18 protein-coding genes are annotated in these 26,359 nt (G+C 70.5%); 7 read left to right on the top strand and 11 right to left on the bottom strand.

Annotated elements, in window-relative coordinates; genetic code table 11:
• Positions 1-49: 49 nt before the first annotated feature.
• Both ACZ6QO_RS11585 and ACZ6QO_RS11590 read right to left on the bottom strand, forming a co-directional pair.
• Positions 50-2,641, bottom strand: coding sequence for an NPCBM/NEW2 domain-containing protein (locus ACZ6QO_RS11585; protein WP_465849898.1), 2,592 nt, complete (start codon positions 2,639-2,641; stop codon positions 50-52).
• A 606-nt stretch (positions 2,642-3,247) separates the two neighbouring features.
• Positions 3,248-4,666 carry a M20/M25/M40 family metallo-hydrolase gene (locus ACZ6QO_RS11590; protein ID WP_465849899.1) on the bottom strand — a complete coding sequence of 473 codons (1,419 nt, stop codon included), beginning with the start codon at positions 4,664-4,666 and terminating at the stop codon, positions 3,248-3,250.
• A 311-nt stretch (positions 4,667-4,977) separates the two neighbouring features.
• Between ACZ6QO_RS11590 and ACZ6QO_RS11595 the strand changes: the two genes are divergently transcribed.
• Positions 4,978-5,859 carry an aminoglycoside phosphotransferase family protein gene (locus ACZ6QO_RS11595; protein WP_465849900.1) on the top strand — a complete coding sequence of 294 codons (882 nt, stop codon included), beginning with the start codon at positions 4,978-4,980 and terminating at the stop codon, positions 5,857-5,859.
• A 41-nt stretch (positions 5,860-5,900) separates the two neighbouring features.
• On the opposite strand, the gene ACZ6QO_RS11600 is transcribed toward ACZ6QO_RS11595, so the two are convergent.
• Positions 5,901-6,962 carry a hypothetical protein gene (locus ACZ6QO_RS11600; protein WP_465849901.1) on the bottom strand — a complete coding sequence of 354 codons (1,062 nt, stop codon included), beginning with the start codon at positions 6,960-6,962 and terminating at the stop codon, positions 5,901-5,903.
• Positions 6,959-7,417: a SigE family RNA polymerase sigma factor gene (locus ACZ6QO_RS11605; RefSeq protein ID WP_465849902.1), complete on the bottom strand. Its 459-nt coding sequence runs from the start codon at positions 7,415-7,417 to the stop codon at positions 6,959-6,961. Before ACZ6QO_RS11605 ends, ACZ6QO_RS11600 begins: the two co-directional genes overlap by 4 nt.
• A 386-nt stretch (positions 7,418-7,803) precedes the next feature.
• Here ACZ6QO_RS11605 and ACZ6QO_RS11610 point away from each other — a divergent pair, with 386 nt between their 5' ends.
• Both ACZ6QO_RS11610 and ACZ6QO_RS11615 read left to right on the top strand, forming a co-directional pair.
• Positions 7,804-8,199: a type II toxin-antitoxin system RelE/ParE family toxin gene (locus tag ACZ6QO_RS11610; RefSeq protein ID WP_465849904.1), complete on the top strand. Its 396-nt coding sequence runs from the start codon at positions 7,804-7,806 to the stop codon at positions 8,197-8,199.
• Positions 8,183-8,491: a helix-turn-helix domain-containing protein gene (locus ACZ6QO_RS11615; RefSeq protein WP_465849906.1), complete on the top strand. Its 309-nt coding sequence runs from the start codon at positions 8,183-8,185 to the stop codon at positions 8,489-8,491. The genes ACZ6QO_RS11610 and ACZ6QO_RS11615 overlap by 17 nt, the downstream gene beginning before the upstream one ends.
• A 191-nt stretch (positions 8,492-8,682) precedes the next feature.
• Here ACZ6QO_RS11615 and ACZ6QO_RS11620 read toward each other — a convergent pair whose 3' ends face one another.
• Positions 8,683-8,928, bottom strand: a complete 246-nt coding sequence (locus ACZ6QO_RS11620) for a DUF397 domain-containing protein (RefSeq protein ID WP_465849908.1) — start codon at positions 8,926-8,928, stop codon at positions 8,683-8,685.
• Positions 8,925-9,800, bottom strand: coding sequence for a helix-turn-helix domain-containing protein (locus ACZ6QO_RS11625; protein WP_465849909.1), 876 nt, complete (start codon positions 9,798-9,800; stop codon positions 8,925-8,927). The genes ACZ6QO_RS11620 and ACZ6QO_RS11625 overlap by 4 nt, the downstream gene beginning before the upstream one ends.
• A gap of 212 nt (positions 9,801-10,012) precedes the next feature.
• Between ACZ6QO_RS11625 and ACZ6QO_RS11630 the strand changes: the two genes are divergently transcribed.
• On the top strand, positions 10,013-10,402 hold the full coding sequence (locus ACZ6QO_RS11630) for an ATP-binding protein (RefSeq protein WP_465850154.1): 390 nt from the start codon (positions 10,013-10,015) through the stop codon (positions 10,400-10,402).
• Positions 10,403-10,618: 216 nt separating this feature from the next.
• Here ACZ6QO_RS11630 and ACZ6QO_RS11635 read toward each other — a convergent pair whose 3' ends face one another.
• Positions 10,619-11,302, bottom strand: a complete 684-nt coding sequence (locus ACZ6QO_RS11635; protein WP_465849911.1) for an L-2-amino-thiazoline-4-carboxylic acid hydrolase — start codon at positions 11,300-11,302, stop codon at positions 10,619-10,621.
• A 536-nt stretch (positions 11,303-11,838) separates the two neighbouring features.
• On the opposite strand from ACZ6QO_RS11635, the gene ACZ6QO_RS11640 reads away from it, so the two are divergent.
• Positions 11,839-12,804, top strand: coding sequence for a hypothetical protein (locus ACZ6QO_RS11640; protein ID WP_465849913.1), 966 nt, complete (start codon positions 11,839-11,841; stop codon positions 12,802-12,804).
• Positions 12,805-12,893: 89 nt separating this feature from the next.
• Here ACZ6QO_RS11640 and ACZ6QO_RS11645 read toward each other — a convergent pair whose 3' ends face one another.
• Positions 12,894-18,338, bottom strand: a complete 5,445-nt coding sequence (locus tag ACZ6QO_RS11645; protein WP_465849914.1) for an RHS repeat-associated core domain-containing protein — start codon at positions 18,336-18,338, stop codon at positions 12,894-12,896.
• Positions 18,339-18,524: 186 nt separating this feature from the next.
• On the opposite strand from ACZ6QO_RS11645, the gene ACZ6QO_RS11650 reads away from it, so the two are divergent.
• Entirely contained in the window at positions 18,525-20,546 is a 2,022-nt protein-coding gene (locus tag ACZ6QO_RS11650; RefSeq protein ID WP_465849916.1) for an AfsR/SARP family transcriptional regulator, read from the top strand.
• A gap of 23 nt (positions 20,547-20,569) precedes the next feature.
• Here the strand turns inward: ACZ6QO_RS11650 and ACZ6QO_RS11655 are convergent, their stop codons facing one another.
• From ACZ6QO_RS11655 to ACZ6QO_RS11665, 3 genes are all read right to left on the bottom strand, one after another.
• On the bottom strand, positions 20,570-21,349 hold the full coding sequence (locus ACZ6QO_RS11655; RefSeq protein WP_465849918.1) for a decaprenylphospho-beta-D-erythro-pentofuranosid-2-ulose 2-reductase: 780 nt from the start codon (positions 21,347-21,349) through the stop codon (positions 20,570-20,572).
• Positions 21,350-21,374: 25 nt separating this feature from the next.
• The gene (locus tag ACZ6QO_RS11660) at positions 21,375-22,700 is read right to left on the bottom strand and encodes an FAD-binding oxidoreductase (RefSeq protein WP_465849919.1); all 1,326 of its coding nucleotides are present in this window, start codon (positions 22,698-22,700) and stop codon (positions 21,375-21,377) included.
• A gap of 70 nt (positions 22,701-22,770) precedes the next feature.
• A complete protein-coding gene (locus ACZ6QO_RS11665; RefSeq protein WP_465850156.1) occupies positions 22,771-23,637 on the bottom strand; it encodes a decaprenyl-phosphate phosphoribosyltransferase in 867 nt (288 codons plus the stop codon).
• A gap of 516 nt (positions 23,638-24,153) precedes the next feature.
• Between ACZ6QO_RS11665 and ACZ6QO_RS11670 the strand changes: the two genes are divergently transcribed.
• Complete coding sequence (locus ACZ6QO_RS11670; protein ID WP_465850157.1) at positions 24,154-25,461, top strand: acyltransferase family protein; 1,308 nt, start codon at positions 24,154-24,156, stop codon at positions 25,459-25,461.
• Positions 25,462-26,359: the final 898 nt, after the last annotated feature.

A 26,359-nucleotide genomic window follows, 5' to 3' on the forward strand; every position in this document is an offset into this window, starting at 1 on the left:
GGTGTTCCTCTGATCGTGCTGTGCGCCGGCCGTGGTGACCGGCGCGGTTTCACGGGCTGGTGGGTGCGACGTGCAGGGTCGGGCCGACCCAGTCGACGTGCACGCCGGTGTCGTCTGGTGTCTTCGTCTCGCTGCGCAGGCACAGGGTCTGGACGCCCCGGACCTTCAGGGCGAACGCCGTGACGGGCTTGCCCGCCTCGACGACGGCGGCGAAGATCTCTCGGCCGTCGGCCAGGACGCCGACCCGCGCGCTCCCGGCCGACTCGTCGTCGACGCCGACGGCTCCGGTGAACGTCTCGGCGCGGCCGCCGAGGTGGAAGCGCGCCTCCGAGTACGGCGCCGTGCCGAGGCCGCGTTCGAACGCCTCGCCCGCGACGCGCATGGGCCGGCCGTCGCCGGGGTTGCCGGCGCCGTTGGACTGGTCGCGCTCGACGGGGCCGTCGTCGTTGACGAACGCGATCATCGGCAGGTCGGACAGCGCGTGGTCGCCGGGCGTCAACGGCCGCACGACCCGGACATGCGCCACAACGGGAACCCCGCCGCCGCCGTCCCGTTCTCCGCCGCTTTCTCCGTCGCCGTCATGTTCGTCGCCGCGGTCACGTTCTCCGTCGCGTTCGACCGTCACGACGCCGAGACGTCCGGGCCGCAGTGAGCGATCGGGGCGGACGGCCCAGCCGTTCTCGCCGTCGCGGCGGGCCGTCCAGCCCGGCGGAAGGCGCAGCCGGGCGTCGGCGTCGGTGGTCAGCAGCGCGGTGCCATCCGGGCCGACCTCGGCGACGGCCGGGTGAACGGCGGGCGCGGGCCGTACCGGCCGCGGCGCGGCCCGGAACAGGCGGGCGCCCGCCGGGGCGACGATCGCCACGAACCCGCCGTCGCGGGCGACCGCGATGTCGGCGGCCTCGTCTCCGGCGGTCGTGGTGGTCTCCGCGAGCCCGGTGGCCGGCACCTCGCCGGTCGCGGGAGCCGCGTCCCCGACGATCCACACCTGGGCGTCCGGCCCCGCCCCGAGCCGGTCGAACGGCACGCGGACCGCGCGCGCCTCCCCGGCGGCGATGCCTCCCACGAACCACCGGTCCCCCGCCCTGCGGGCGATGACCGCGTGGCTGTCGGGGTCGCCGGCCAGCAGCACCGTCTCGTCCCAGGACGGCGCCAGCTCCGCGAGGAACCGGGCCGCGAGCGGACGAGCCGTGTAGCCGTCGACGTGGTCGGCGAAGTGGGTGATCCCGCACTCGAACGCCACGGAGAGCCCGAGCTCGTGGCCGTCGCTGGTCGTGCGGTTCGCGGCGCCGAACGCGACCGGCGTCGCGTCCATGCCGCCGACGACGTTGCGGGTGAACGGCTGGACGACGTTGTGCGACGCGGTCAGCGCCTGATTCTCGAAGAACACGTAGTACTCGGCGCCGCGAATCGCCTCGTACCCGATCACCTGCGGGAACGTGCGCGACCAGCCGCGCGGGATGACCGAGCCGTGGAAGTTCACCATGAGACCGAGGCGCGCGGTCTCGGCGAGGACCGTGTCGTACCAGCGGTAGCGGTCCTTGGACTCCGACTCCATGAAGTCGACCTTGATCCCGGCGACGCCCCAGGACCGCCACAGGGCGAGCTTCCGGAGGTCCTCGGGGCTGTTGAGGTCGCGCCAGATCGTCCACAGGTGTACCTGGACGCCGCGGCGGCTCGCGTACGCGACGATCTCCGGCACCCAGGTCTCCTCCCATCCGCAGTCGATGAGCAGGTGCTCCCAGCCCAGGTCGGCGGCGACGTCCACGAAGTGCTTCTGCCTGCCGAACTGCGCGCCCGAGTAGAAGTCCGACCACCACGACCAGGCGGCGCGGCCGGGCCGGACCCACGCCGCGTCCTCCAGCTCAGGCGGCGCGGCGGGCGCGAGCTCGTCGACGAACAGGGACGACACCAGGTCGGACAGCGTCCCGACGAGGAAGACCCGCCACGGCGTGACCGGGCCGCGGGCGACCTCGACGGCGTCGTCGGCGAGCGTGAACCGCAGCGTCCGCCCGCCGTCCCTCTCGTCCGCCTCGGGCTCGCCCACCTCGGCATGCGCGCCCGCGAACCGGCCGTCGATCCCCGACTCGGTGACCAGGACGTGCGCGTCCCCGCCGAGCCGGGTGAGGAAGGGGAACCCGTACGCGCCGCTCGCCAGATCGGCGGTGTCGACGCCACGGCGCGGCGTCTCGTACCAGGTCTGGTAGTCCAGCACCCAGTTCCGCGACCCCGCGGGCAGCGTGAGCGCGGTGCGGTCGCCGGTGAGGCGGGCCGTCCCGTCCAGAGCGGGCAGGACATAGCGGACCGCGACGCCGTCGCGCGCCACCCGCAGGACGACCTGCCACTCGACTCCGCCGGCCTCGCGGAAGGTGTAGACGACCTCGCGGTGCTCATACCGGTGCTCGCCCACGGCCTTGCCCGAGCGGGCGCGGAACCGGTCGCGGACCGTGCGCTCGGAGACCCGCACGAGCTCCGCGGCGACGCCGACCTCCGTGCCGTCGACCGCGAACCCGAGCGGGACCCCGGCAAGGACGGCCTCACCGTTCCGGCTGACGGTCAGCCGGACGCCCGTGCCGCCGTCGTCGACGCGGGCGCTCACCGCGCCCACGCTCGTCACGGCCGGGGGGCGTACTTCGTCGGTCACCACGTTCTCCATCAGCTGCCGTCGGGGTGCTGGGGAGGCGGATGCCCGCCACCGGCCGCAGTGGCGACGGTGACGACAGTGGCGACAGTGGCGACAGTGGCGACAGTGGCGACAGTGGCGACAGTGGCGACGGCGGTGGTCGGCGCCGGGGCTCGCCGCTGGTCTCGTCGCGGCATCTCACCTCCCGTTGGAACGGCGGACTGGACTTCACCGGCCCGCATTCGTTCAGGTGAGGCAACTATGAGCCCAGCTAGGGGCGACCGGAATGGTCGAACCGGCGATCCGCCTGGACGATCCGACTATCCGCCGCTCTCCACCCGCTGAGTGCTGGACATGGCCGGCGCCGGGTCGGCGAGTCGTGATACGGCGAAGCCGGCGCCGCCGTACGGCGCCCGACACGGCGAGCGATCAACTGCGAGAACGCGGTCCGTCACGGAGAACGGCCATCGCGGTGACTCCATCCACCGGACGCCGCCCTCCACCCGCTGAATGCTGGACATGGCCGGCGCCGGGTCGGCGAGTCGTGGTACGGCGAAACCGGCGCCGCCGTACGGCGCCCGACTCGGCGAACGTTCATGGACAGCGCACTGCTTATGGCGAACGCGGTCAGGCGCGGGCGTGCGCGTCGAGGATGTGCGCGACGGCCTCGGTCACCCGCTCGGCGAACGCGATGTTCAGCCACTCGTCGGGCACGTGCATGTTCGAGTCCGCCCCCAGCGCGCCGGTGACGACGAACTGCGCTTCCGGATAGCGCCGGCCCAGCATCTCCATGAACGGGATCCCGCCGCCGATGCCGAAGCCGCGGCACTGCGCGCCGAACACCTGGTCGCCGACCTCCTCCAGCGCCGCGGCCAGCCACGGCGCGGACGCCGGGGCCTCCCAGCCGTTCAGCAGCAGGAAGTCGCCCACCTCGACCTGCGCGCCGTACGGCACCTCGGTCGTCAGGATCTTCACCAGCGCGTCTCGCGCGGCCTCGGCGTCGACCGTCGGCGGCGTCCGGAAGCTCAGCCGCAGGGACGTCGAGTCGCGCAGCACGGCACCCGCCACCGCGGGGTCCGGGAGCCCGCCCGCGCCGATGACCGACAGCGTCGGCCGCCAGGTGTTGTTGAGGATCAGCTCGACGTCATCGTCGGAGACCGCGCGCATCCCGTCGACCAGCGGATACCGGCGGGCGGCGGCTCCGGGCTCCAGCGCGGCGAGCGCCTCGGCCTCGGCCCGCCGCTCCGGCGGGATCGGCACGTTCATCTCAGGGATGGTGACCTCGCCGGTCGCGGAGTCCTCCACCCGGTCGAGCAGCCGGCGCATGATGCGGAACGAGCTCGGCACGATGCCGCTGGCGGTCCCTGAGTGCGCGGGCGTCTTGAGCACCCGCACCGTGACGGTCGCCTGCACCACCCCGCGCAAGCTCGTGGTCAGCCACATCCGCTCGTAGTCGCCGCCGCCGGCGTCCAGGCAGACCACCAGGGACACCTCACCGAGGCGGTCGGACAGGAGCTCCAGGTAAGCGGGCAGGTCAGGGCTGCCGGACTCCTCACCGGTCTCCAGCAGCAGGATCGCCCTGGCGTGTTCGCCACCCGCCGCCCGGACGGCCGTCAACGCGGTCGTCGCCGCGTAGCCCGAGTACCCGTCGTCGACGGCGCCGCGACCATAGAGCCGTCCATCGCGCAGCACCGGCCGCCACGGGCTCAGCCCGTCCGACCAGTCTCCGTGCGAGGGCTGTTTGTCGAGGTGGCCGTAGAGCAGCACGGTGCCGTCCGCCTCGGCGCCGGCGGTCGCGGGCACGTCCACGAGGAGCAGCGGGGCACGGCCGTCGAGCTGGACGACTTCACACCGGGCGCCCGGCAGGCCCTGGGCCGAGATCCAGTCCCGCACGTGGTCGGCGGCGGCTCGCAGATGACCCTTCTCCTCCCAGGCGGCGTCGTAGGCGGCGGACACCGCCGGGATCTCCACCAGGCTGGACAGACTGGACAGTACGTCTTCGTTCCAACCCTTGGTCACTGCTTCGTGAACTCGCCCATAATCCATAGCCGCATCATGGCACCCGCCATCGCCGAGGACTCCACCGGCCGCTCACCGCCCCCACCGAAGGAGACCCCAGGAGCTGGAGAAACGGGCTATCGTCGAGCCCCGGCCCCCTCCCGGCCGGGTGGACGTGCGACACGGTGGACGGCAGCGGTCAGGCGACGCGGAGGACGGGGGTGGACGGGCAACACAGAAGGCGGGGGTTCGAGCGACGCGGAAGGACGGGCGATGAAGGCCGACCGGGAGATCACCGAAAAGACGCTCCGGCGGCTGCGCGCCCGGCAGGGGCAGGCCGCCAAGAAGGAGCGCCAGAGGTGACCGTGATCGACATGACCGCCGACCTCGTACGCGACCTGGTCTCCGACCAGTTCCCTGAGTGGAGCGGCCTGCCGGTCGAGCCTGTGGCCCGCCAGGGCTGGGACAACCGGACCTTCCGGCTCGGTGACCGGTTGGCCGTGCGCCTGCCCAGCGCCGAAGGCTATGTCGCCGCGGTCGAGAAGGAGGACCGCTGTCTGCCCGTCCTGGCCGCGCATCTCCCCTTGCCCGTGCCGACGGCGGTCGCGGTGGGACGCCCGGCGGCCGGCTATCCATTCCTCTGGTCGGTACGGCGCTGGCTGCCCGGCGAGACCGTCGAGGCGGCCACCGATGTCGACGGATCCGAGCTGGCGCGGCATCTCGGAGGCTTCCTGACCGCGTTGCGGCGCGTCCCTGCGAGGCAGGGGCCGGCGGGCGGCCGGCACTCCTACTTCCGGGGCTGTCACCCCAGTGTCTACGGCGACCAGGTCGAGTACGCCCTGGACCGGCTCAAGGGAGTGGTCGACGTGGCCGCCTGTGAGGCCATCTGGGCGAGCGCGCTGACTTCGGCCTGGCCGCATCCACCGGTGTGGTTCCACGGCGACGTGGCCGTCGGCAACCTGCTCGTCACCGGCGGGAAACTGTCGGCGGTCATCGACTTCGGCACCTGCGGGGTCGGCGACCCCGCGTGTGACCTCGTGATGGCGTGGACGTACTTCACCGGTGACGAGCGGAACATCTTCCGCGAAGCCGTCGGCCTGTCCGACGACACCTGGAGACGCGCGCGTGGATGGGCACTGTGGAAGGCACTGGTGACCATGGCCAGTCTGTCCAGCCCCGACCCCGAGAACTTGCAGACCGGCGTCCTCGCCCACGTGCTGGACGATCCGATCACCGAGTGACCTCCGGCGCCGCACGTCACACGTCCACGACTCTTGACCGGCTACCGGTACCGGCGGTGCCAGAGGCCGACCGACCACCGGACCGGGCGGTTCGGCGCCTCGGGCGACATGCCCAGCTTCACGACGATGGTCGCCTTCTTACCCTTTGGTACCGTCCACTCCTGCAGCGCCCTCGGGAACGGCCCACTCGTCCACATGACGCACGTGCTGCGCGAGGCGGGGCGGCCGTTCACCTCGACCGCGAACCGCAGCCGCCGAGCCACGTCGCCGGTGCAGATCTGACCGATGGCGACCGGTCTCCCGTCGCCGAGGACGTCGAACGCCAGTGACCTGTCGCGCGGCCAGGTGCCGGTCCGGGAGTCGGCCAACCGGTAGCCGTCGAGGTCGGGCAGGGTCCTCGGCGCCTGCGGCTCGACCGGGTGCTCGGGCGGCGCCCACTCGTACACGGCCAGCGAGAAGGCGATCCTCCCGTTCTCCGACGGCACGCAGGAGCCCTTTTCCAAAATGCACCCCGCCAACCGCTTGACCAGATCGAACGAGACCCTGATTCGCTCGCCGGCACCCGCCGGCACGACCAGCGGCGTCAACTTCCTGCCTTTCTCGCACGACAGTAGGCCCTCGAGGCCGGCGGACACCGGCTTGCCGTCGACGCGGATCCGCACCCCCAAAGTCGATCTGGCGCCCCCGGAGCACAGCGCCGCGACGTCCAGCGGTCTGCCCGTGACGGGCACCGTCACGGTGGCCGTCGTGGAAGCGGTCCGCGACACGACCGCCACGGCAAGGCGCCGGTACTCGGCGCCGTCGGTCGCGGTGAACGTTTCGGGCAGTCGTTCCGCTCGCTCCGCGGGGTCGGCCTCCTGATTGGACGTCCGGTCCGGCGAGCGGACGACGGTCACCGCGTCCGGACCCAGCGGGGCACGGCCCGGCAGGAAGGCCAGGCTCAGCACCGCGGCCGCGCTCAACGCCGCGCCCGCGGCGGCCGCTCGCCTGCGCCGTCGTATCGTGCGGATGCGCGCCAGGACCTGCTCGTGCCGGGCGGGGTTGGCGGGGGCGGGGCCTTCGCCATGGGAGCGCAGGACGTCCCGGAGATCTTGTACGGTCACGGGCGCAACTCCTTCACGATCGAGTCGTCGACGCGCAGCTTGGCCAGCGCCTTGGCGGTCTGGCTCTTGACGGTGCCGGGCTCGCAGCCCAGCAGCCGCGCCACCTCGGCTACCGGCAGGTCCTCGTAGAAGCGCAGCACCACAACGGCACGCTGACGGGCGGGCAGCCGTCCCACGGCCCGCCAGAGCGCCTCGCGCCCGGCGAGGTCACTGACCCCCTCCGGGGCGGGCATGTCGAGGAAGTCGTCGCGGGGCACCTCCCGCCGCCACCGTCTGCGCCACCACGACGTGTACGTGGTGGCGAGCACCCTGCGCACGTACGCCTCCGGCTCCTCCACGCCAGGCCAGGCGAACCACGCCTTGGCCAGGGATTCCTGCAGCAGGTCCTCCGCCACGCCCCAGTCGCGGGTCAGCAGGTAGGCCGTACGTAACAGCCGGTCGGACCTCGCCAGCACGAAACCCTCATATAACGCCCGATCGGCCACGCACTTCCTCCCGTCCGCCGGCACCACCGGCCCAAGTCGCCGGTGCCCCTTCATCCGGCCCGTCCTCCGTGGTGACGCATCGACCCCGAACTCAGGTTGCCCACCTCCCGCCGCCGCGGGCGGGGTACCGGTACGGCGAGATGGGACCGCGCAGTCCGGCCCGTCGGCGCCGATGATGGTGCGCCCAACTCACACCCGCGACGACACCTTCGTCCCGAAACGGCTATGCCGTCATACGAAAACGTGGCAGGACGGTTGGAGGCGCAAGCCAAATATCACTTCATGAAGTAAGTCAATTACGCAGCGTAGAGATAGCCTCCTCCCTAGTATGTGTGCATACTAGGGAGGAGGCTACGATGGCATGGCGGCTGGAGATGGCAGGAGAGGTGAAGGAGTGGCTACATGCGCTACGCGTGGAAGATCGGAACACTGCCCGACTGATCGGCCAGGCGATCCAGACGCTGATCGAAGTCGGACCAGACTTGGGTAGGCCACTCGTCGACACGATCAAGGGTTCCACTTTGCGGAACCTGAAGGAACTCCGTCCTGGCTCCGCCGGTCGGAGCGAGATAAGAATCTTGTTCGCCTTCGACCCGGAGCGCACCGCCGTTCTGCTCGTTGCGGGAGACAAAGCGGCAGATGGGATTGGTGGTACGAGAAGGCGATCCCACTGGCCGAAGCTCGTTTCGCCGAGTGGATTGAACTGCTGGACAACCGCTCGAAGGGAGACGGTAGATGACCACTTTTCATGAGTGGGACGCTGTCAAGCGCGAGATCTTCGATGAAGAGGGCATCGCGGCGATCGACAAGGGCACCGCGGAAATGGTGGCCGCGGTCAGGCTTTCCCAAGTACGCAGGCACCTCGGACTCAGGCAGACGGACGTGGCGGCGAAGATGCACGTCCGCCAAGAACGGGTTTCCGCGATCGAGCGGGGAGACCCCGAATCGGCAACGCTGAGCACCCTGATCTCCTACGTACAGGCGCTCGGAGGCAGGCTCGACGTCGTGGCGACAGTCGACGGCACGCACTACAAAATCGCCTGACTCTCCGTACGCTTCAGCGCGACACCCGTCCGCCTCAGCGGTGCGCCAAGCGGTGACCACATACCTTCACCGGGTGCCGTACTCCACCCGGTGTGTGCGGGATATGTCCGGCGCCGGGTCGGCGAGTCGTGGTACGGCGATGCCGGCGCCGCCGTACGGCGCCCCCACCCGGCGAACCTTCGCGAACAGCACTAGACACCCAGCCGGCCGTCCTTGATCCCGCCGAGGAACACGTGCCATTCACCGGACTGGAAAGCGAGCACCGGCCCCGCCGGGTCCTTGGAGTCGCGTACCAGGTAGAGCTTTCGTACATCCGCCCGGGAACACATCTCGTCCTCGGCCCCCACTACGGCGAACTCGACGCATCCGTTGCCGCCTTCGCTGAAGCTGCTCTTGCGCCATGCGAGATCATGCCGGCGGTTGGCATGCTCCGTCATCCCTCAACCTCTTTCTTGAGGCCCTCCGCGACCTGGGCGATCAGCGACATCGATTGATCCGGCCCGAGAGCCATGGCCCGCAGCCGGTCGAAAGCCAAGTTATATCGATGCACGTCATCGTCACCCTCTACGTACAAGCTACTGTTCATTGTCTCGACATATACGACATCGGAGGCGTACGGGTCCGGGAACTCCAAGACGGTGAAAGCGGCTACCGCTCCAGGATGAGCGCCGAGGCTGTTCGGTAGTACCTGGAGTGTGACATTCGGTAGTTCCGCCTGGATGAGCAGGTGTTCGCACTGTTCCCGCATGACGTCGGGACCACCCACCAACCGTCGCAATGCAGCCTCATCCATGACCACCCATAGCTGGAGCGGCTCCGCCCCATGCAGCACCTTCTGCCGAGTGAGCCGAACCTCGACTCTCCGATCGATTTCCTGCGCTGATACGAGTGACATCAACGTGGCCCGTATCACCGACCGGGCATATCTCTCTGTTTGCAAGAGACCATGCACGAGCAGAAGGTCATAGCGTTTCAGATAGCTCGCCTCGGTCTCCAGTTCGATGTAATTCGCGTAGTCGGACGGGAGCGAGTCATAGGTGTCCCACCAACCTCGTTGCTTCGCCGATCGGGCGAGGGCCAGGAGAGCCTCGCGCTTCGCACCTGCCACCTGATACAGATCGAGAGCTTCAGCCAGGTCTTTCGCCGTGATACCGACCCGACAGGTCTCGATGCGGCTGACCTTGGACGGCGACCAACCCAGGGCGTCCGCTGCCTGATCCCCGTTGAGCCCGGCACGCTCTCGGAGCTTGCGCAGTTCCGCGGCCAGCCTGCGCCGCCGAACGGTTGGGCCATGCCCCACGGTCACCATCTGACCACCTCCAGTGAACACGGATCACAGTGTTGCGCATGCGGAGCCACCCAGGCAGCAGGTCCGGCCACTAACTCGATGCATGCAACCGTGCAGAATCGGTTGCACCGCTTGGCTGCACAGCGTAATCATGTGGTCACGGAGACGGAAAGGGGCATGTGGTGGCAGGCGGACTTGCGGCGACGGTGAACCTTGTTGGGACGAGGACCTCGGTGCGGCGGGCACGGCAGTTCACTCAGGATCTTCTCGGGGAGGACCATCCAGCGGTGGACGACGCGGTCCTCGTGGTCAGCGAGTTGGTCACGAATGCGCTCAGGTACTCGCGTTCAGGGGAGGTCGGCGGCACCGTCACGCTGACCATCAGGTCGTCGGACGCCGCGATCCGCATCGAGGTCACCGACGAGGGGTCCCTCGTCAGCACACCCCGAGTACGGAACGAACCGGAAGCCGAGGGAGGCCGCGGCCTGCAGATCATCAGCGCGCTCGCCAAGGAATGGGGCACGACCCACCGCGGTCAGAGCGTGACCATCTGGTGCGACGTGGCGATCAGTCCCGCTTCCTCGCCACACGAACACCGAGCCAGAGACCCTGGGCCGTTCTGACGCATGTCCGCTGTCCGACTCCCGATGAGGGGCATACGCAGGTCCCCCGGCGTTCGCACGATGACCTGCACGCCCGGCCCTATGCGAGCCGGGCGTGCCGCTCGCGGACGTCTCAGCGCGTGTGGCGTCGCGGTCGCCGGCCGTTGGTCAAGCCCGCCAGACCCGCGCCCACCACGGCGGCATCGACGTCGCGCGAGATCCAATCGGCGGCCGTCATCACTCGGCCGGGGTGCCGGTGCGGCGGAATCGGAACGGGCAGTTCGGGCCACCGGTGCCGATGGTGGTGGGCCTGTCGAACGCGAAGCCGTGCCGGTCCGGGTCGATCACGTCGATCCAGTTGGCGTCGAAGGCACAGAACACCGGGGTGAGCTGCGCAGCGCCGTTGGCGAACAGGACGTCGTGGTAGTAGCAGCGTTCCACCAGCGCGACGTAGTGATCGTCGTCATCCTGTGGATGGGTGAAGGTGAACCCTGCGCCGAAGGCGTACCGCTCTCGTTGCCGGCTGATGTCCACCATCGCGGCGAACGGGTCGGCCGCGGTATCCAGCGCGGCGGCGGTCGCCTGCTGAACGAAGGCGCGCAACGGCTCGACGAACGCCCTGCGCAGCAAGGCAAGCAACTCGTCGTCGCTGAACTGCGGGGCGAGCTCTCGGTAGCCGGCCAGCACGGCGAGGCTGAGCGCGAGATTGTGACGGGAGGCCTCGTCGATGACGCGGTGCCGCTGGGCGGTGAGCAGTTGCTCGTGCCTCGCGCGCAGTCGCGCGATCAGATCATCGCGCCGCCCGGGAACGGCATCGGCCAGCGCCGTGAAGAACTCGTCGATGAGCATCCGAGTCTCGGCGGCAGGGTCAGACTGATAGCCGGCCTCGGACGGCCGGGCGTCGGGGGTGTGGTCGGACATGGGTTCTCCTGGTCGAGTCAGGTCCGGTCATGGACCCGACGACGCAGAACCCGTGCTCACGGGGTGCGGCCGAACCCATGACATGACGGGGCTCGGCCAGCGCACCCACCGACCACCACGGCGCTGACCTGGCTTATGCAGTTGACCACGTCATGATCGCCGCCATCCGCGGTGAAGTCAACAAGCGCATCACAGGACGCGGACCAGCGATTCTGTCAGGCGGTCGCTTCCGCTCGACCGAGTTCGCCGCGTCGACCACGCCAGGGCCGGCTGGAAGCTTCAAGAGCGACGCCCCGGGAAATACGACCCGAACCCGAGGGCCATGCCCGCAGCCGACCAGAAGCCAGGCTATAGCAATGCGCATCATTATCGCCCTTTATGCATCAATCGGCTTCCCAGCGAATCTGATCCCAGATAACGGCTCTTCTCGTTTTTGAGTAGTTTGTCCCATATGGCATATCGGTCTAGACCCGGGAGATTCCTCGCATGGACCGTTATCGCCCACAACTCGACCCACTACGCCGCATACTAGAGCGATGGCGACCATCAGCGAACTGGACGTTTGCACACTTATCGTGCCATTCGATCTAACCGAGACTGCTGGTACCCATTCTCAACTTATGGGGATACTTGCCGGCTTCGCGTTCGTAGGCATTGCCACGATGCTCGGTCCACAACGTCTCGGCACACAGAAGATCAGAACACTTGCTCTCCTGTGGTCGGCATTCGCCCTCCTGGCCGTGGACGCCTTCCTCTTCAGCCTTACCGCAGGAGGGACCGACTGCGCCCGGACATGGGACATGTTCATGATCTGTTGCGCCCTTCTCGGGGTCGGCGCGGTCATGGTCGCCAGTGGCGCCGCATGGTTATTCGGAGAGCATATAACTCCGAACGCGGCAAGTCCCCATACCGCCGATGAGGAGGATGCCGCCACCCTTCACAACGTCACCCTCCTCAGCGAGGTGTCCCAAAGGACCGTCTGGGTGATCGCATTAGTCGTCGCCTCATTCAACCTGGCTACAGGGTTCGCTTATCAGCGGATAAGACACGACATTCGAGTCTGGCCGACGTTCATGACGGTCGCATACTTTTGCATCATCACCGCCACGATCGCGATAGAACTGGTGAGGCGACGAAGGCATCACGGAACTGCGCGACTTGAGGCGGCTCCCGCGCCGCCCCAGACCAATCGCGCGCTGACCTTCGGGATCTTCAGCGCGATCGTATACACAGGCACCATGACCGTCGTCGCAGCGCTCGTCATAAGTGCACGAGCGGCACCGCCTGACACGTTGGTACTGGCGACCTTCCTCGCGTCCACTCCCACGCTCGTGGCGGTCATCCGATCCGTTCCGTTCTCGCAGACCACCTGGGGCTCGCCCCCCGGGGCCCCGCCGCCCACCGACCGACCGACGAGTGATCGCGGAGTGTCGCGCCCAAAGGACGCACTCACGACTAGAGTCTTACTAGCGATCTTCCTGTACCTCATCTCAAGAGAATGATCCCGCCACCCGGCGGAAGGGTGGGCGGAATTTCGACCGCGCGGAGGATGTCCTGCCGAGGTACGAACCGGCATGGCGGTCTCGAGGACCTACTCGACACCACTCCGACAGGACAGGTCGCCGGGTTGCTCACGCTCGACGAGGCTCCGGGAGCATGAACCGGTGAGGTCAGCCTTGTCGGTCGGGTCACTTCCGGCGTAGGCGTAGGGGTTCGAGGTTTCCGGCGTTTCGAAATCGATCACCGGTCCGCTGCTGATGAAGCGGCCGGTAGCGGGGTCGTATTCGCGGATGCCCAGGTGGACCAAGCCTGTCGGGTCGAGCGCGCCGGCGGCGAAGCCGCGTTCTCCCGGCCAGGTGGTGGGATTCGGGCCCCGGGGCTCGCCGAACGGGAGCGAGTAGCGGCGGGTGACGGCGAGGTCGCTCGCCCTGATCGCGATCTCGGCGGTGCCGTGATGGTCGGAGACGAGCCAGCTCAGCTTGTCGTCGCCGCTCCCGGTGCGCACCGCGATGGCGTTGCCGCCTTGGCTGTAGTAGCGGGTGGCGCTCACCGCTCCGGTGGCCGCGTCCCGCCGCAGCTCGGTCTCACCCAGGTAGATCGTCGTACCGGTCGGGTCGCGGCGGACGATCCGGTCGCCGTCGGCGTCGTAGAGGTACGCGGTCGTGGCGCCGTCCTGGGTGACCGAGGCGAGCCGGCCTTCGGCGTCCCAGGTCAAGGTCTGGGCCTTGCCGTCGACCGTCCGGCCGGTGGTGTTGCCGTCGCTGTCGTAGGTGTAGCCGTCGGTGTGGGATCCGCCCGGGCCGGTCGTGGAGACCGATCGCAGCGTGTGCGGCTGGGCCGCGCCCGCATCGGGATAGGTGTAGGTCCGCGTCGTGTCACCGCTCGCGGCGTGCCGCACCTCGCCGGTCCGGTTGCCGGACTTGTCATAGCTGTACGAGTGCCAGTAGGGGGCCGGGCCGCCCAGGGCGTCGGCGTCCGGCACGTCGGCGCAGTCACCGGACGCCGGAGTCCACGCCTCGGTGAGACGGCTCAGATGGTCGGTGCGGAAGCATTCCGTCTCGGCGGGGGCGCCGTCCGGGGTGTCGATGGTGGCGAGCAGGTTGCCCGCCGGGTCGTAGGTGTAGGTGCGATCGCTCACCAGCCAGTCGGCGCCGGATTCACTGAAGACGGTGCTCTGGACCGGCCGTCGGGTACCGTCCTCACGCTGGTAGCTCTGCCAGATCTGCCGGCCTTCGACTCCGAGGGTGGTCTGGGACACCTCGCCGAACCGGTCGTAGAAGGTTCCGGCGACATACGGGGTGAGCCCGGACAGGGTGGCGGGCAGGTCGGAGTTCTGGTCGTAGCCGTGGGTCAGCGTCTCGGCGGCCAGTCCTCCCGCCGCGGGCAGCGCCGTCTCGCTGATCCGGCCGAACGAGTCGTAGGTGTAGGTCGTGTCGTAGGTCCCCGCCAGCCCGGTTTCCACTGACGGAATGGTGACGCGGCCGCCGGTGGGCAGTCCGGTGGCGGGCTGGTATCCCAGCGTCTCGCTGCTGTAGACGTCCTGCCCCACGTAGCGCTTGGCGGCGACCGGCAGGCCCTTGCCGCCGGGCAGCGTGTCGTAGGTCCACTCAGCGAGTTTCGTCCCGGTGGCCGACCCCTGGTAGGTGGCCGTCTTGCGGCCCAGCGCGTCGTAGGTGGTGACCAGGGTGGTGCCGCGCGAGTCGGTGCTGGACACCTGGTGATCGTCGTCGTAGCCGTAGGTGCGCACCCCACGGTCGGGGTCCTCGCTGCGGATCACCCGGCCGCGCAGGTCGTAGGTGTAACGCCAGGTGTTGCCCGCCGGGTCGGTGACCGTGGCCGGGTGGCCCGAGGAGGTGTAGGTGGAGCGGGTGGCGTCGTATGTCCCGGTCGGCGCATCGCCGGTGTATCGCCGCAGCTCGACGGTCCGCCCATCAGCGTCGAAGATCGTCATCGTGGCGGTCGCGCCGTCGGGCGGATCCACCGTTGTCCGGTCACCGCCGTAGGTGGTGGTGGTGCGCCACTTCTCCACGCCCCTGGACATGAAGATCTCCGCGGTCTCGCGCTCCGCCCCGTCGTAGACGTACCGGGTCTGGGCCGGCACGGTGGCATCGGCCGCCGGCGTGACCAGGGTGCCGCTCGGCGCCGCGCTGTTCCAGTACGGCGCGTTGGTCTTCACCACCTGGCCGTGGCTGTCGTAGAAGGTGTCCGAGATGAGCCGGCCGCCGGCCGGGGAGGCCACCTGGGTCTGCCTCGTCCGCAGGAACCCGTCCAGGATCGTGTGGCCGTCCCGGTAGGTGCCTCCTGGGCGGAGCAGACTGCTGGTGACGGTGTTCTGTCCGGTGTTGCGCACCTGGTAGGTGAAGCGGGCGTGCGGGCCGTCGCCTGCCGCCTTGGAGCGGCCGGGACGCCAGACGGCGGTGAGCCTCCCGAGGGGGTCGTACGTCTGCTCGGTGCGCCGGCCGTTGGCGTCCACGGTGGACAGGGAGCGGCCGGTCAGCGGGTCGAAGGCCGCCGTGGTCGCGTGGCCGAGCGCGTTGGTGGTCACGATCTGGGTGACCGGGCCGCCCACCTCGGGGAGGTAGGCCGTACCGGTCCTGTCGCCGAGAGCGTCGGCCGCCTCGGTGACCCGGCCGTGCTTGTCACGCTTCCAACCGCCGACGGTGCTGTAGACGAGGGAGCCGTCCGCCCAGGACGCCGCCTCCTCGGCTCCGGTGACGTCGCCGGCCGTGGGCGCCGCCCCCCAGGTGGTGGACCCGTCGTAGTAGTAGCGCCGGTCGGAGACGAGGTCATCAGGGAGCGAGACGGCCGCGCCACACCGTACGGAGACGGTCCGCACCCGCGACTCCGCGTCCACGATCCAGTCGGTGGTGTTGTCGGCGTAGGCGCGGGTCGTGCAGGTGTCGTCGGCGGCGGTGGAGACGTCGCCGAGGTCGTCGGTCTCGAGCAGTCTGCCGGTCCGGTCGTCGAATTCGTAGGCCACTTCCACGGTGCGCACGATGCCGTCGGCCAGGGCCGTGTAATGGCGTTCGGCACTCTTCTCGGTCAGGTGGGCTTCCAGCCGGGTGCCGTCGGGGAGGAGTCGCGTGGCGGTGGTGGCGACATCGGCCGGGTCTGAGATGGTCCGCTCGATCCACGGGCCGTCACCGTTGTGAACGGTGCTCTCCCGGGTGAAGCCCCGCCAGTACGGCCGGTCCGCCACCTTGTCGCCGCGAGAGTCGACGACGTCCGCCTGACGAGTGCCGCTCGACGTCTTGTCGCCGTCCATGCCGCGCAGGAAGATCCGCTCGACGCGTGAAGGCGTGCCGCCGACCTGGTTGCCGGTGCGCACCTGCACCTTCTGGTAGCCGCGCCACTCTCCCCAGGTGCGGAACCGCTGCGGGGTCAGCTCCGTGTCATCGTGGTGCCAGGCCGCCTCACCCGCGTCGAGGTACTTGTACTGGGTGATCTTCTCCGTGGTGGCGGGGGCGGCGGCTTCGACCACCTGGGTGACCACCAGCTTGTGGAACCAGTCCAGCGTCGGTTCGGTGGCTCCGGACCGCATCCAGTAGGAGGGGAAGCACGTTTCGCGGTTCATGTCCGGCGTCGGCAACGTCTCCGCGGTACAGACCTGGCCGTTATAGGTGACCCTGATCTGCCCGCCGGTCTCGTTCGTGATCGAGTTCAGCCGCCACTTGTTCATCGGCGGGTCGTTGTCCGTGGCCGTGTCGACCCGGTTTCCGATCCGGATGCCGCCGAACGTCACCGGGGGCAGGGTCGCGGTTCCTCCGGCGAGTCCGGCGTGGACGATCGAGTCCAGCCACAGGGAGGCATCGGTGAGGTCACCGGTGCTCGGGAAGGAGTGCGTCAGCGTCCAGGAGTCGACGTCACGGTACTGTCCGCCGGTGTGGACCTGCGTGGTCACCTTGGCCAGCCGCTTGGCCGTCCAGAACGTCGGCGAGCCGATCGCGCAGGACGTGGCGGAGCACGCCTGGTCCCACGGGGTGTCCGGCCAGTTCTGCGGCTGTGACAGGGTGCAGGTCGTACCGGGGATGCAACGGTCGCCCGGCGTGAGGACCACCCGTGCCGACGCCACCGCCGCCGAGTCGGATCGCAGGCCGTACTCGACGCGCTCCAGATATCCGCCCCGCACATAGGGCGTCACCGTGGATCCCGTCCGGGCGTAGTTGTTCGTCTCTTTCTGGTAGAAGTACGCCGTCGCGTCACCGTGCCGGTCGAGCACGTAGTCCAGATTCCAGCGGTAGGCCTGCTGGCACCAGGAAGCGGCGAAGGTCGCTCGGTGACACGGCTCCGCTCTGCCGCCGACGACGTCGTCGCCGAACACCGGCACCGTCCAGGCGGAGTTCGCCGCCGCGGAGCGCCCGAAGAAGTACTGCGTTCCGTCGGTGGAGGTGATCTTCCAGTGCTCGCCGTTGTCGTCGCCGTTGGACGCGCCCTCCAACCGCTCGACGCGCCAGCCATGGTCGCCCCGCACGCGCCACTGCCCGCCGGCGTCATCCCGCACCAGTTCACCGGACATTCCCGGAAGCGACAGCGTCGCGTTGTCCGACTGCCAGCACAGATCGCGTGATCCGGCCTGACCGTCCTCCTTGCACGAGGCGTAGGACCGTTCGATGAAGCCCGGCTGAAGGGTGAACCCCTCCCCGACCCAGGAGGGCTGGTTGTTGGTCGCCGACGTCCGCCCGTCCACCACGCCCGAGGAGTAGGACAACGCCAGGTCCGGCTCATTGCCGGGCACCTGCGGCACCTCCATCGGATACGACCAGCCGAAGTCGCCGGATTCCGAGCCTGCCGACCAAGAGGACGACGGCGACAGCGAGGTCGGCTCGAAGCTGCCAGTGCCGCCTCCGGGCGCCGCTGTGACGGCGAACAACCCGCCTTCACCGACCTCCGCGCTGATCCGGCCGGTGGCCGCGCTGTTGTGCGAGGCGATGATCTCCCGCTTTCCGCAGCCGGCCGGTCCGGTCAAGGCGCACTCGGGCAGGCGGACCACGGCCAGGCGCGCCGCCCAGTCACCCCCATACGCGTGCCGGAAGCCCGAGTAGTCCATCTCGACGCGCATCCGGCCGGCACTCGGTCCCCCGGCCGACAGGCGCACCAGCACGCCGGCGACCCCGGCGCGGGCGGATGCCGCCCGGTCCAGCACCTCCACCCGCGCACTGCCCGAGCCACCCGCGCCGCCGACCCACACGGGAAGGGAACCCGCCCGCACGGTCACGGCCCGTTTCCCCTCCGCACGTCCGGCGCCGGACGTGCTCTTCGACTCCAGGGTCACCTCGGCGGACCCCGCGCCCGGCCAGGTCACCGCAGGCGGCTCGCGCACCGCCGCCGCCGTGTCCGCGTCGGGCGCGAGCGGTCGTACGGGCACCGCCTCGACCGCGACGGACACCGGAGCGGGCGGGACCGGAGGCGCTCCGGGAGAGAGACCCGTCTCGGCGGACACCGGACGCACACCGGCGGCGGAGATCCCCACCGCGAACGCGACGAACGTCACCAGGACGGCGACCAGCGACGGCCGGGGATGCGCGGAAAAGGACACGGTGCCTCCGAATGCCGTGGCGTGCTGTACGTCGCTGGTCCGGACCGGCCGCGACCGAGCCGCGAGCGCCGGGGCCCCGCATCAACACGATGTGGGGCTGACCTTGAGCCCACCCTGTGCGATCTTTGAATCCGCTGATAGCGGCATATGACGCCTCAGCGGCCAACGGGACGGGGAGACGACGGGATGACGGTGGAATTCCGATTACTGGGGGATCTCGACGTACGGGTGAACGGCCGGCCGGTCGACGTGGGCCACTCCCGGCAACGGGCCGTGCTGGTGGCTCTGGCGATCGACGCGAACAAAACGGTCTCCGTCGAGCAACTCGTGGACAGGGTATGGGGCGCAGGCCGACCGCAACGCGCCCGGGAGGCCCTGTACAGCTACCTTTCCCGGCTGCGCCGGTGCTTGGCCGTGGGAAGCGGCGCGGCGATCTCGCGGCAGCCGGGCGGTTATGCGCTGGCCGTTGAGCCGACGGCGGTGGACGCGCACCGCTTCGGCCTCCTGGTGGCGCGGGCCCGTACGACCGGCGTGGACGCCCACGCGCTCGCGCTGTTCGACGAGGCGCTCGCGATGTGGCGCGGGGAGGCGCTGGCGCACCTGGAAGGCCCATGGTTCGACACCGTACGGCACAGCCTGGCTCGCCTGCGGCTGGCGGCGGAGCTCGACCGCAACGACGTCGCGCTGCGCTGCGGTCAGCACGCTCGGGTACTGCCGGAGATGTCCGCCCGGGCGGAGGCGCTGCCCCTCGACGAGCGCCTCGCGGGCCAGGTGATGCTGGCGCTGTACCACTGCGGTCGCCAGGGTGACGCGCTGGAGCACTACCATCGCACGCGGCACGCGCTCGCGGAGACGTTGGGCGCCGACCCGAGTACGGCTCTGCGGACCCTTCACCAGCGGATCCTCACCGCCGACCCGACCATCACCGCCGACCCGACCATCACCGCCGATCCGGCCATCACCGCCGAGCCGACCATCACCGCCGAGCCCGGCCGCGACGACGCTCCCGTGGCCGTCGCAGGGACGGGACTCCCCCCGGACCCCCGGACCGGCTCACCCACGCCCCGGCAGTTACCGGGACCTCGCAGCGGCTTCGTCGGACGCGTCGGCGAGCTCGCCGAGCTCACCACCGCCGTACACGGTCACGCGGGCTCGGTGGTGATATTCGTGATGCAGGGCATGGGAGGCGTCGGGAAGACCTGGCTGGCGCTGCGGTGGGCGCACGACAACCTCGAACGGTTCCCGGACGGGCAACTGTACGTCGACCTGCACGGCTTCGACCCGGAAAGAGAGCCTGTGCCGCCTGGTGAGGCGCTTAGCACGTTCCTCTCGGCCTTGGGCGCGGCCCCGGGAACGATCCCGGCCGACATCGACGCCCAGGCCGCCTTGTACCGCAGCCTGAGCGCGGGCAAGCGGATGCTCGTCGTGGTGGACAACGCGCGGAATGCGGACCAGGTCCGGCCTCTCATACCGGGATCGGCGGGGTCTGTCGTGCTGGTGACGAGCCGTGAACAGATGCCCGGCCTGGTCACCACCGAGGCCGCCCACCCGCTGACGCTGGACGTCCTGACCGCCGACGAGGCGCGCGACCTGCTGGCGCGCCGCCTCGGCGATCAGCGGGTCGCGGCCGAGCCCGAGGCGGTCGGCTCGATCATCGCCCTGTGCGGGCGGCTGCCGCTCGCCCTGTCCATCGTGGCCGCCCGCGCCGCCGCCCTGCCGGCCTTCCCGCTGACGACGATCGCCTCCGAACCCCGCGAGGCGGCGGAGCTTCTGGACGTCTTCGCCGGCGGAGACCCCGGCACCGATCTGCGTGCCGTCTTCTCTTCGTCCTATCGTGGGCTCAGCGCCGAGGCCGCACGCCTGTTCCGCCGGTTGAGCCTGCACACCGGTTCTGACATCGGGGCGGCCACGGCCGCGGAGCTGCTGGGCACCTCACCGCCGGAGGCACGTCGAACGCTCACGGAGCTGGCCGGGGCACACCTGGTCACCGAGCGCCTACCCGGCCGGTACACCTGCCACGCCCTGCTGCGCGCCTACGCGACCGAGCTGGCCGAGCTGGCCGAACCGAGGGATCTCAGGGCAGCGAGAAGTCCTGGTCGTCTCGCCGAGCGCGACGATCGGAGCAGGAGACTTCGAGCGGAGCCAGGTAGCCTCCGCGCGCCGCCCCCCTCACCGCCTCAGGCGGCTCGCGGTCGCCGCGCCCGGTGACGCGCCGAGCATGTGTACGAAGGTCAGCGAGGCATGCGGCGCCAGATCGTGCGGGGGAGGGTGCGCATGACGGTGAAGACGAAGCGCAGTTTGGCGGGGACCCACATGGTTTCCACGCCGTCGCGCAGGCCCTTGACGACGGCGTCGGCGACCTCGCCGGGGGTCGTGGACATGGGGGCGGGGGTCATGCCCTCGGTCATCCGGCCGATGACGAAACCGGGACGGACCACCAGCACGCGGGCGCCGGAGCCGTGCAGGGCGTCGCCAAGGCCCTGGGCGAAGCCGTCCAGGCCCGCCTTGGTGGCGCCGTAGACGAAGTTGGCCCGGCGCACCCGCACCCCGGCCACCGACGACAGCACGACCAGCGTGCCGTGGCCCTGTTCGCGCAACCGGCGGGCGGCGAACAGGCCGGCGGAGACGTGCCCGCCGAAGTTGACGGCGACGGACGCGGCCGCCGACGCCGGGTCGGCCTCGTAGGCGGCCTGGTCACCGAGCACGCCGAAGGCCCCGATGATGACGTCGAGGTCCCCGGCCGCCTCCACGGCTCCGTCGATCACGGCGCCGTGCGTCTCGGGACGGGTCGCGTCGAACGCGAGGACGGTGACCTCGGCACCGAGTTTGCGGAGCCGTTCGGCCGCCGCCTCCTCGGCGGGTTCGGTTTCCTCCGGGTGCGCCGCGGGGCGGACGGCCAGGACGACGCGGCGGGCGCCGTCGCGGACGAGGCGGTCGGCGATGGCCAGGCCGATCTCGCTGCGGCCGCCGAGCACCAGCACCGAGTCGACCGAGCCGAGGGCGTTCCTCACAGGGCGGTCTCCTTGTTCGCGGACTTCACAGGTCAAGCCTTCGCGCCAGGTCGGAGCGGAAGATCCCGGCGGGGTCGGCCTTCTCGCGTATCTTGCGCCATTCGTCCAGGCGCGGGTACATGGCGGGCAGCAGTTCGGCGCGCATGCGGGAGTCCTTGGCCAGGTAGACGCGCCCGCCCGCCTCGGCGACCCATTCGTCGAACCGCCGCAGCAACCCGGCCAGGCCCGGCTGTCCCGCCGGGATGTCCAGGGCCAGCGTCCAGCCGGGCAGTGGGAAGGACAGCATCCCCGGCGTCCCGGCCCCGAAGCGCTTGAGCACGGTGAGGAAGGACACCACTCCCCCGCCGGACAGCCGCGACACGATGCGCCGCAGCGTCGCCTCCGCGCCGAACGGAACGGCGAACTGGTACTGGACGAATCCCCGCGAGCCGTAGACGCGGTTCCAGCCGTCGACGGAGTCCAGGGGGTGGAAGAAGGGGGCGAGGTGCTGGACGACGCGCCGCTCGCGCGACTTGGCGTACCAGGCCTCGTTGAAGGCGCGCACGGTCAGCCGGTTGAGCAGGCCGTTCGGCGCCCACGGCGGGGCGGTCAGCCTTGAGGCCGGGGCGAAGGCCAGCGGGTCGGCCCCGGCGGGGATCTCGTCCCTGCGCGCGTGGTCCCCGCGGGTCAGCACGCTGCGGCCCATGCGGGGGCCGCGCGCGAGCAGGTCGATCCACGCGACCGTGTAGCGGTACCCGTCGTCGGTGGCGGTCATGATTTCGAGCGTGTCGTCCAGGTCGCGGGTCCGCTCGACGTCGACGCGGACGCGCGAGGTCTCGATCGGCACGCACGCGAAGCTCGCCTCGGCGATGAGGCCGGTCAGTCCCATGCCCCCGACGGTGGCCCAGAACAGCTCGTCGGCCGGGGTCAGTTCGTGGACGGCTCCGCCGGCCGTGACCAGGGTGAGCGAGCGGAGGTGGGCGCCGAAGGAGGAGTCCACGTGGTGGTTCTTGCCGTGTACGTCGGCCGCGACGGCGCCGCCCACGGTGACGTACCGGGTGCCGGGGGTGACGGGGACGAACCACCCGAGGGGGATGAGAGCGCGCATGAGGTCGTGCAGGCTCATTCCGGCCGAGACGGTGACCACGCCCGTGGCGGGGTCGAGCGACCAGCGGTCCTCCATCGCGGTCACGTCCACGACCACGCCGCCCGCGTTCTGCGCCGCGTCGCCGTAGGCCCGGCCGAGCCCGCGCGCGATGAGCCCGCGCGGCGGCGCCTCGGCCACCATGCGAGCCAGGTCCTCGACCGTACGAGGCCGGACGAGCGTCGCGGGCGTGGGCGCGGTCCGCGCCCATCCGGTCAGGAAGGTCATATGCCGGAGTTCCCTGGTGCGGCGTCCACGAACATTCTCGGCGCGCTGTGTCGCGGTCGGGGTATAGCGGTCATTTCACGTAGATTCCGACGACGAGCAGGATGATCAGCAGGGCGGTGTAGAGCTGGAGCGGGCGGTCGTGCAGCGCCAGTTCCTCGGGCTCCTCGCCGACGCCCCGGTCCACCAGCAGGTTGTGCCGCAGGATGATCAGGACGAACGGGACGATGCTCACGCCGTACAGGGTGTCGGCGTGGATCTGCAGGGCCCACAGGCAGTAGGTGACGATCATCGCGCCGGAGGCCATCGAGCGGACGTGGGCGAGGTAGCTCGGGGTGTAGGTCACCAGGGTGGCGCGGGTGCCGTTCGTCCCCTGGTTGCGCATCTCGGCCTCGCGCTTGCCCACCACCACCTGGAGCGAGCCGAGCGAGACCACGACCAGGAACCAGCTCGTCACGGGCACGTCCACGGCGAGGGCGCCGGCGAGGGCCCTGATCAGGAAGCATCCCGCGACGGCGACCAGGTCCACGACCGCCTCGTGCTTGAGCCAGTAGGTGTAGGCGAGCGTGAGGACGACGTACCCGGCCACTGCGGCGGGCAGCCGCCAGCCGCCGGCCAGGGCGGCGAGGGCGGGGGCGGCGGCGATGAACAGCACACCTGCGACGCGCGCGAGGGCCACCGGGACGACGCCCGCGGCGATCGGGCGCAGCCGCTTGCGCGGGTGGCGCCGGTCGGCCTCGGCGTCGGCGGCGTCGTTGAGCAGGTACGTGCCGCTCGCGGCCAGGCAGAACGCGGCGAAGGCGATGAGCGTGTCGCGAAGGCCGGCCGGGGTGGTCAGCACTCCGGCGGCGGCGGGGGCGGCGAAGACCAGAACGTTCTTCAGCCACTGGCGGGGACGGCACGCGCGGGCGAATCCCCGCAGGCGCGCGCCGGTGGTCAGGTGCTGGGCGAGATCCTCCGGGGAGCGCACGCCGGCGTGTCCGGTGGTCACGCCATCGCTCCTCCTGGGGTGCCCGCTGGACGGCGGTGGCGCCCGGCGGGTGGGGTGTGCTCGCTCGCGACGGTACGCCCCGCAGCCCGGGGTTCTCACGGCGATATGTCCTGAAACAGGGTTCTATTTCGGGATATGTTAGTTCGGCGAGTGACCCCACGTCACGAGGGATGCGGAAAAGTGACAGAAACAGGTTCTAGATCGGGCGAGGGCGAGGGCGAGGGTCCGGCCAGCGCCGGCCCATCCACGGCCTCGACGTCTGATCCGACCCCCGTCACTCCGCCGGCGGCACCGGCCGCGAACCCGCACGCCGAGCCTCCGGCGGCGCCCGCGCAACCGCACACCGACCCCCCGGCGGTCGCGCAACCGCATACCGATCCTCCGGCGGCGGCCGCACGCCCGCACGCCGAGCCTCCGGCGGCGGCCGCGCACCTTCTCCCGTCCACGGCCGGGCATCTTGACGCGCTGGACGGGATGCGGGCCGTCGCCGCGTTCGCGGTGCTGACCTTCCACGTGGCCATCGAGTCGGCCACCGCCCTGCAGAGCGACTTCTTCGGCGCCCTGCTGTCCCGGGGCGACGTCGCCGTGCCGATCTTCTTCGCGCTGTCCGGCCTGCTGCTGTACCGGCCGTACGCCAGGGCCGTGCTGGAAGGCGCCGACCGGCCCGCCACCGGGACGTACCTGGTCAAGCGGGCGCTGCGCATCCTTCCCGCCTACTGGCTGGTCGTGGCGGCGGCCATGCTGCTGTGGTCGCGCGACCACCTCGGCGACGCCAAGACGTGGCTGCAGATGGTGTTCCTCGCCCACAACTACGAGCTGCATCCCTGGTGGTTCGGCCTGGGGCCGAAGGGCCTGGCGCAGATGTGGAGCCTGTCCGTCGAGGCGGCGTTCTACCTGGTGCTGCCGCTGCTGGCGGCGCTGCTCGCGTGGTTCGCGCGCCGGGGCGGCGACGACGTCGCGACCCGGGCGCGGCGGCTGCTGATCGGCCTCGCCGCGCTGTCGGCGATCTCGTACCTGTGGACGGTGCTGAGCTACTACCCCGCCTACCGGCCCTACATGAACGCCTGGCTGCCGCGCGCCTGGACCTTCTTCGCTCCCGGCATGGCCCTGGCCGTGGTGTCGGTGTGGGCCCGGCGCGAGCAGGACGGCCCGGCCGCCCGTTTCGTCCGCGCCGTCAACGCCTCGCCGGGCACGCTGTGGCTGGTCGCCGCCCTCGCCTACGCGGTCGCGGCCTCTCCGGTGACCGGGCCCCGCTTCTCGGGGGTCGACGGGGTGTGGAGCGGCATGTTCGAGCTGGCGCTGTACAGCGTGATCGCCGCCTGCCTGGTCGCGCCGTGCGCGACGCTCACGCGTGGGGACGCCCCGGTCGGGCGGCTGCTCGGCAACCCGGTCATGCGGTTCTTCGGGCGCATCTCCTACGGGGTGTTCCTGTGGCAGTTCGTCGCCCTCTACCTGTGGTACGACCTCACCGAGCAGCGGCCGTTCTCGGGGAACTTCCCGGTCAACCTGGTCGTGGTCGGCGCGCTGACGATCGGGCTGGCGACCCTCACCTACCGGTACGTCGAGGAACCGGCCCGCGGCCTCATCCGGTTCCTGCGCCCTTCGGCGACGGCGTCGCGGACGGCTGCCGCGCCTGCGCCCCCGCAGACCCCTGGGACTTCGGAGTCTTCGGCGACTTCTGGACCTTCGGGGACGGCGACCCGGACGGCTTCGGAGAACTCACCCCGGACGGTTCCCGCGACGGCGTCGGAGCCGGCTCGGGAGCCCGCGTGACGGCCGGCGGGGACGGGGCGGCCGTGGGCGCGGGCGGCGGCGTCACGTCCTGCGAAGCCGGGGGCGGAGGCGCGTTCACCGGGACCGCGGCTCCGAAGGCGAACCCCTTGAGGCAGACCCCCGCCGAAGGGTCGTCCACCCGCAGCAGCAGGCCCTTGCCGGGCGTGCCCACCGGGAAGTGCAGCAGCCCCATCTCGGTGACCCGCAGGTTGAGCTGCTCGCCGCGCCCGCTGACCTCGACGGACACCGACGTGGCCCGCTTCGCCGAGTAGGCCAGTCCGGCCACCTGGTCGGGGCCGCCGAAGGCGACCGGCTCCGGCCAGTAGACGGCCCCGTCGAGGGTCGGCAGGCACTGCTTCCCGGCCGGAGGGAGCTGCGCGAACGCGGGGGCGACGCTCACCGGCACCAGCCTGCCGCCGTCGTCGAACACCATCGCGCGCTCCGACGGCTCGGGCACCCGCATCTTCGCGCGGATCGCGGGCGGCGCGAGCGGGGCCAGCAGGCGGTGGCTGAGCCGGCGGTTGCCGTTCCAGGACAGCACGATGGACTCCGGCACCGGCCGGGAGAAGATCACCGTGCCGGCCGGGACCTTGGCCAGCGCGGCGCGCACGTTGCCGAGGTAGGCGCGGACGCGGTCGCCCGACAGGGTCTGGCGGTAGTTCTCGACCGACACCACTGACATGACCAGGAACGCCCCGGCGGTCAGCCCGGCGACGACCGGGACGGCGCCGCCCGCCGGGACGGGCCGGCGGTAGGGGTCCGGCTCGCCGCGCAACGGGAGCAGCGCGACGCCGAGGCACACCGCGAAGACCATGACCGCGTCGGCGACGTAACGGGTCTCGGCGCCCACCAGGCCGAACGCGGACCCGCGGGCGATGACCGTCGGGATCGCGTCGAC

It is taken from the genome of Sphaerisporangium sp. NPDC049457 (assembly GCF_055586705.1).

Bases quoted from the DNA above. Each gene is read 5' to 3' on its own strand.
- ACZ6QO_RS11590 (WP_465849899.1), bottom strand. From the start codon at position 4,666: ATGGATTATGGGCGAGTTCACGAAGCAGTGACCAAGGGTTGGAACGAA.
- ACZ6QO_RS11610 (WP_465849904.1), top strand. From the start codon at position 7,804: ATGGCATGGCGGCTGGAGATGGCAGGAGAGGTGAAGGAGTGGCTACAT.
- ACZ6QO_RS11615 (WP_465849906.1), top strand. From the start codon at position 8,183: ATGACCACTTTTCATGAGTGGGACGCTGTCAAGCGCGAGATCTTCGAT.
- ACZ6QO_RS11620 (WP_465849908.1), bottom strand. From the start codon at position 8,928: ATGACGGAGCATGCCAACCGCCGGCATGATCTCGCATGGCGCAAGAGC.
- ACZ6QO_RS11625 (WP_465849909.1), bottom strand. From the start codon at position 9,800: ATGGTGACCGTGGGGCATGGCCCAACCGTTCGGCGGCGCAGGCTGGCC.
- ACZ6QO_RS11635 (WP_465849911.1), bottom strand. From the start codon at position 11,302: ATGTCCGACCACACCCCCGACGCCCGGCCGTCCGAGGCCGGCTATCAG.
- ACZ6QO_RS11640 (WP_465849913.1), top strand. From the start codon at position 11,839: ATGGCGACCATCAGCGAACTGGACGTTTGCACACTTATCGTGCCATTC.
- ACZ6QO_RS11650 (WP_465849916.1), top strand. From the start codon at position 18,525: ATGACGGTGGAATTCCGATTACTGGGGGATCTCGACGTACGGGTGAAC.
- ACZ6QO_RS11660 (WP_465849919.1), bottom strand. From the start codon at position 22,700: ATGACCTTCCTGACCGGATGGGCGCGGACCGCGCCCACGCCCGCGACG.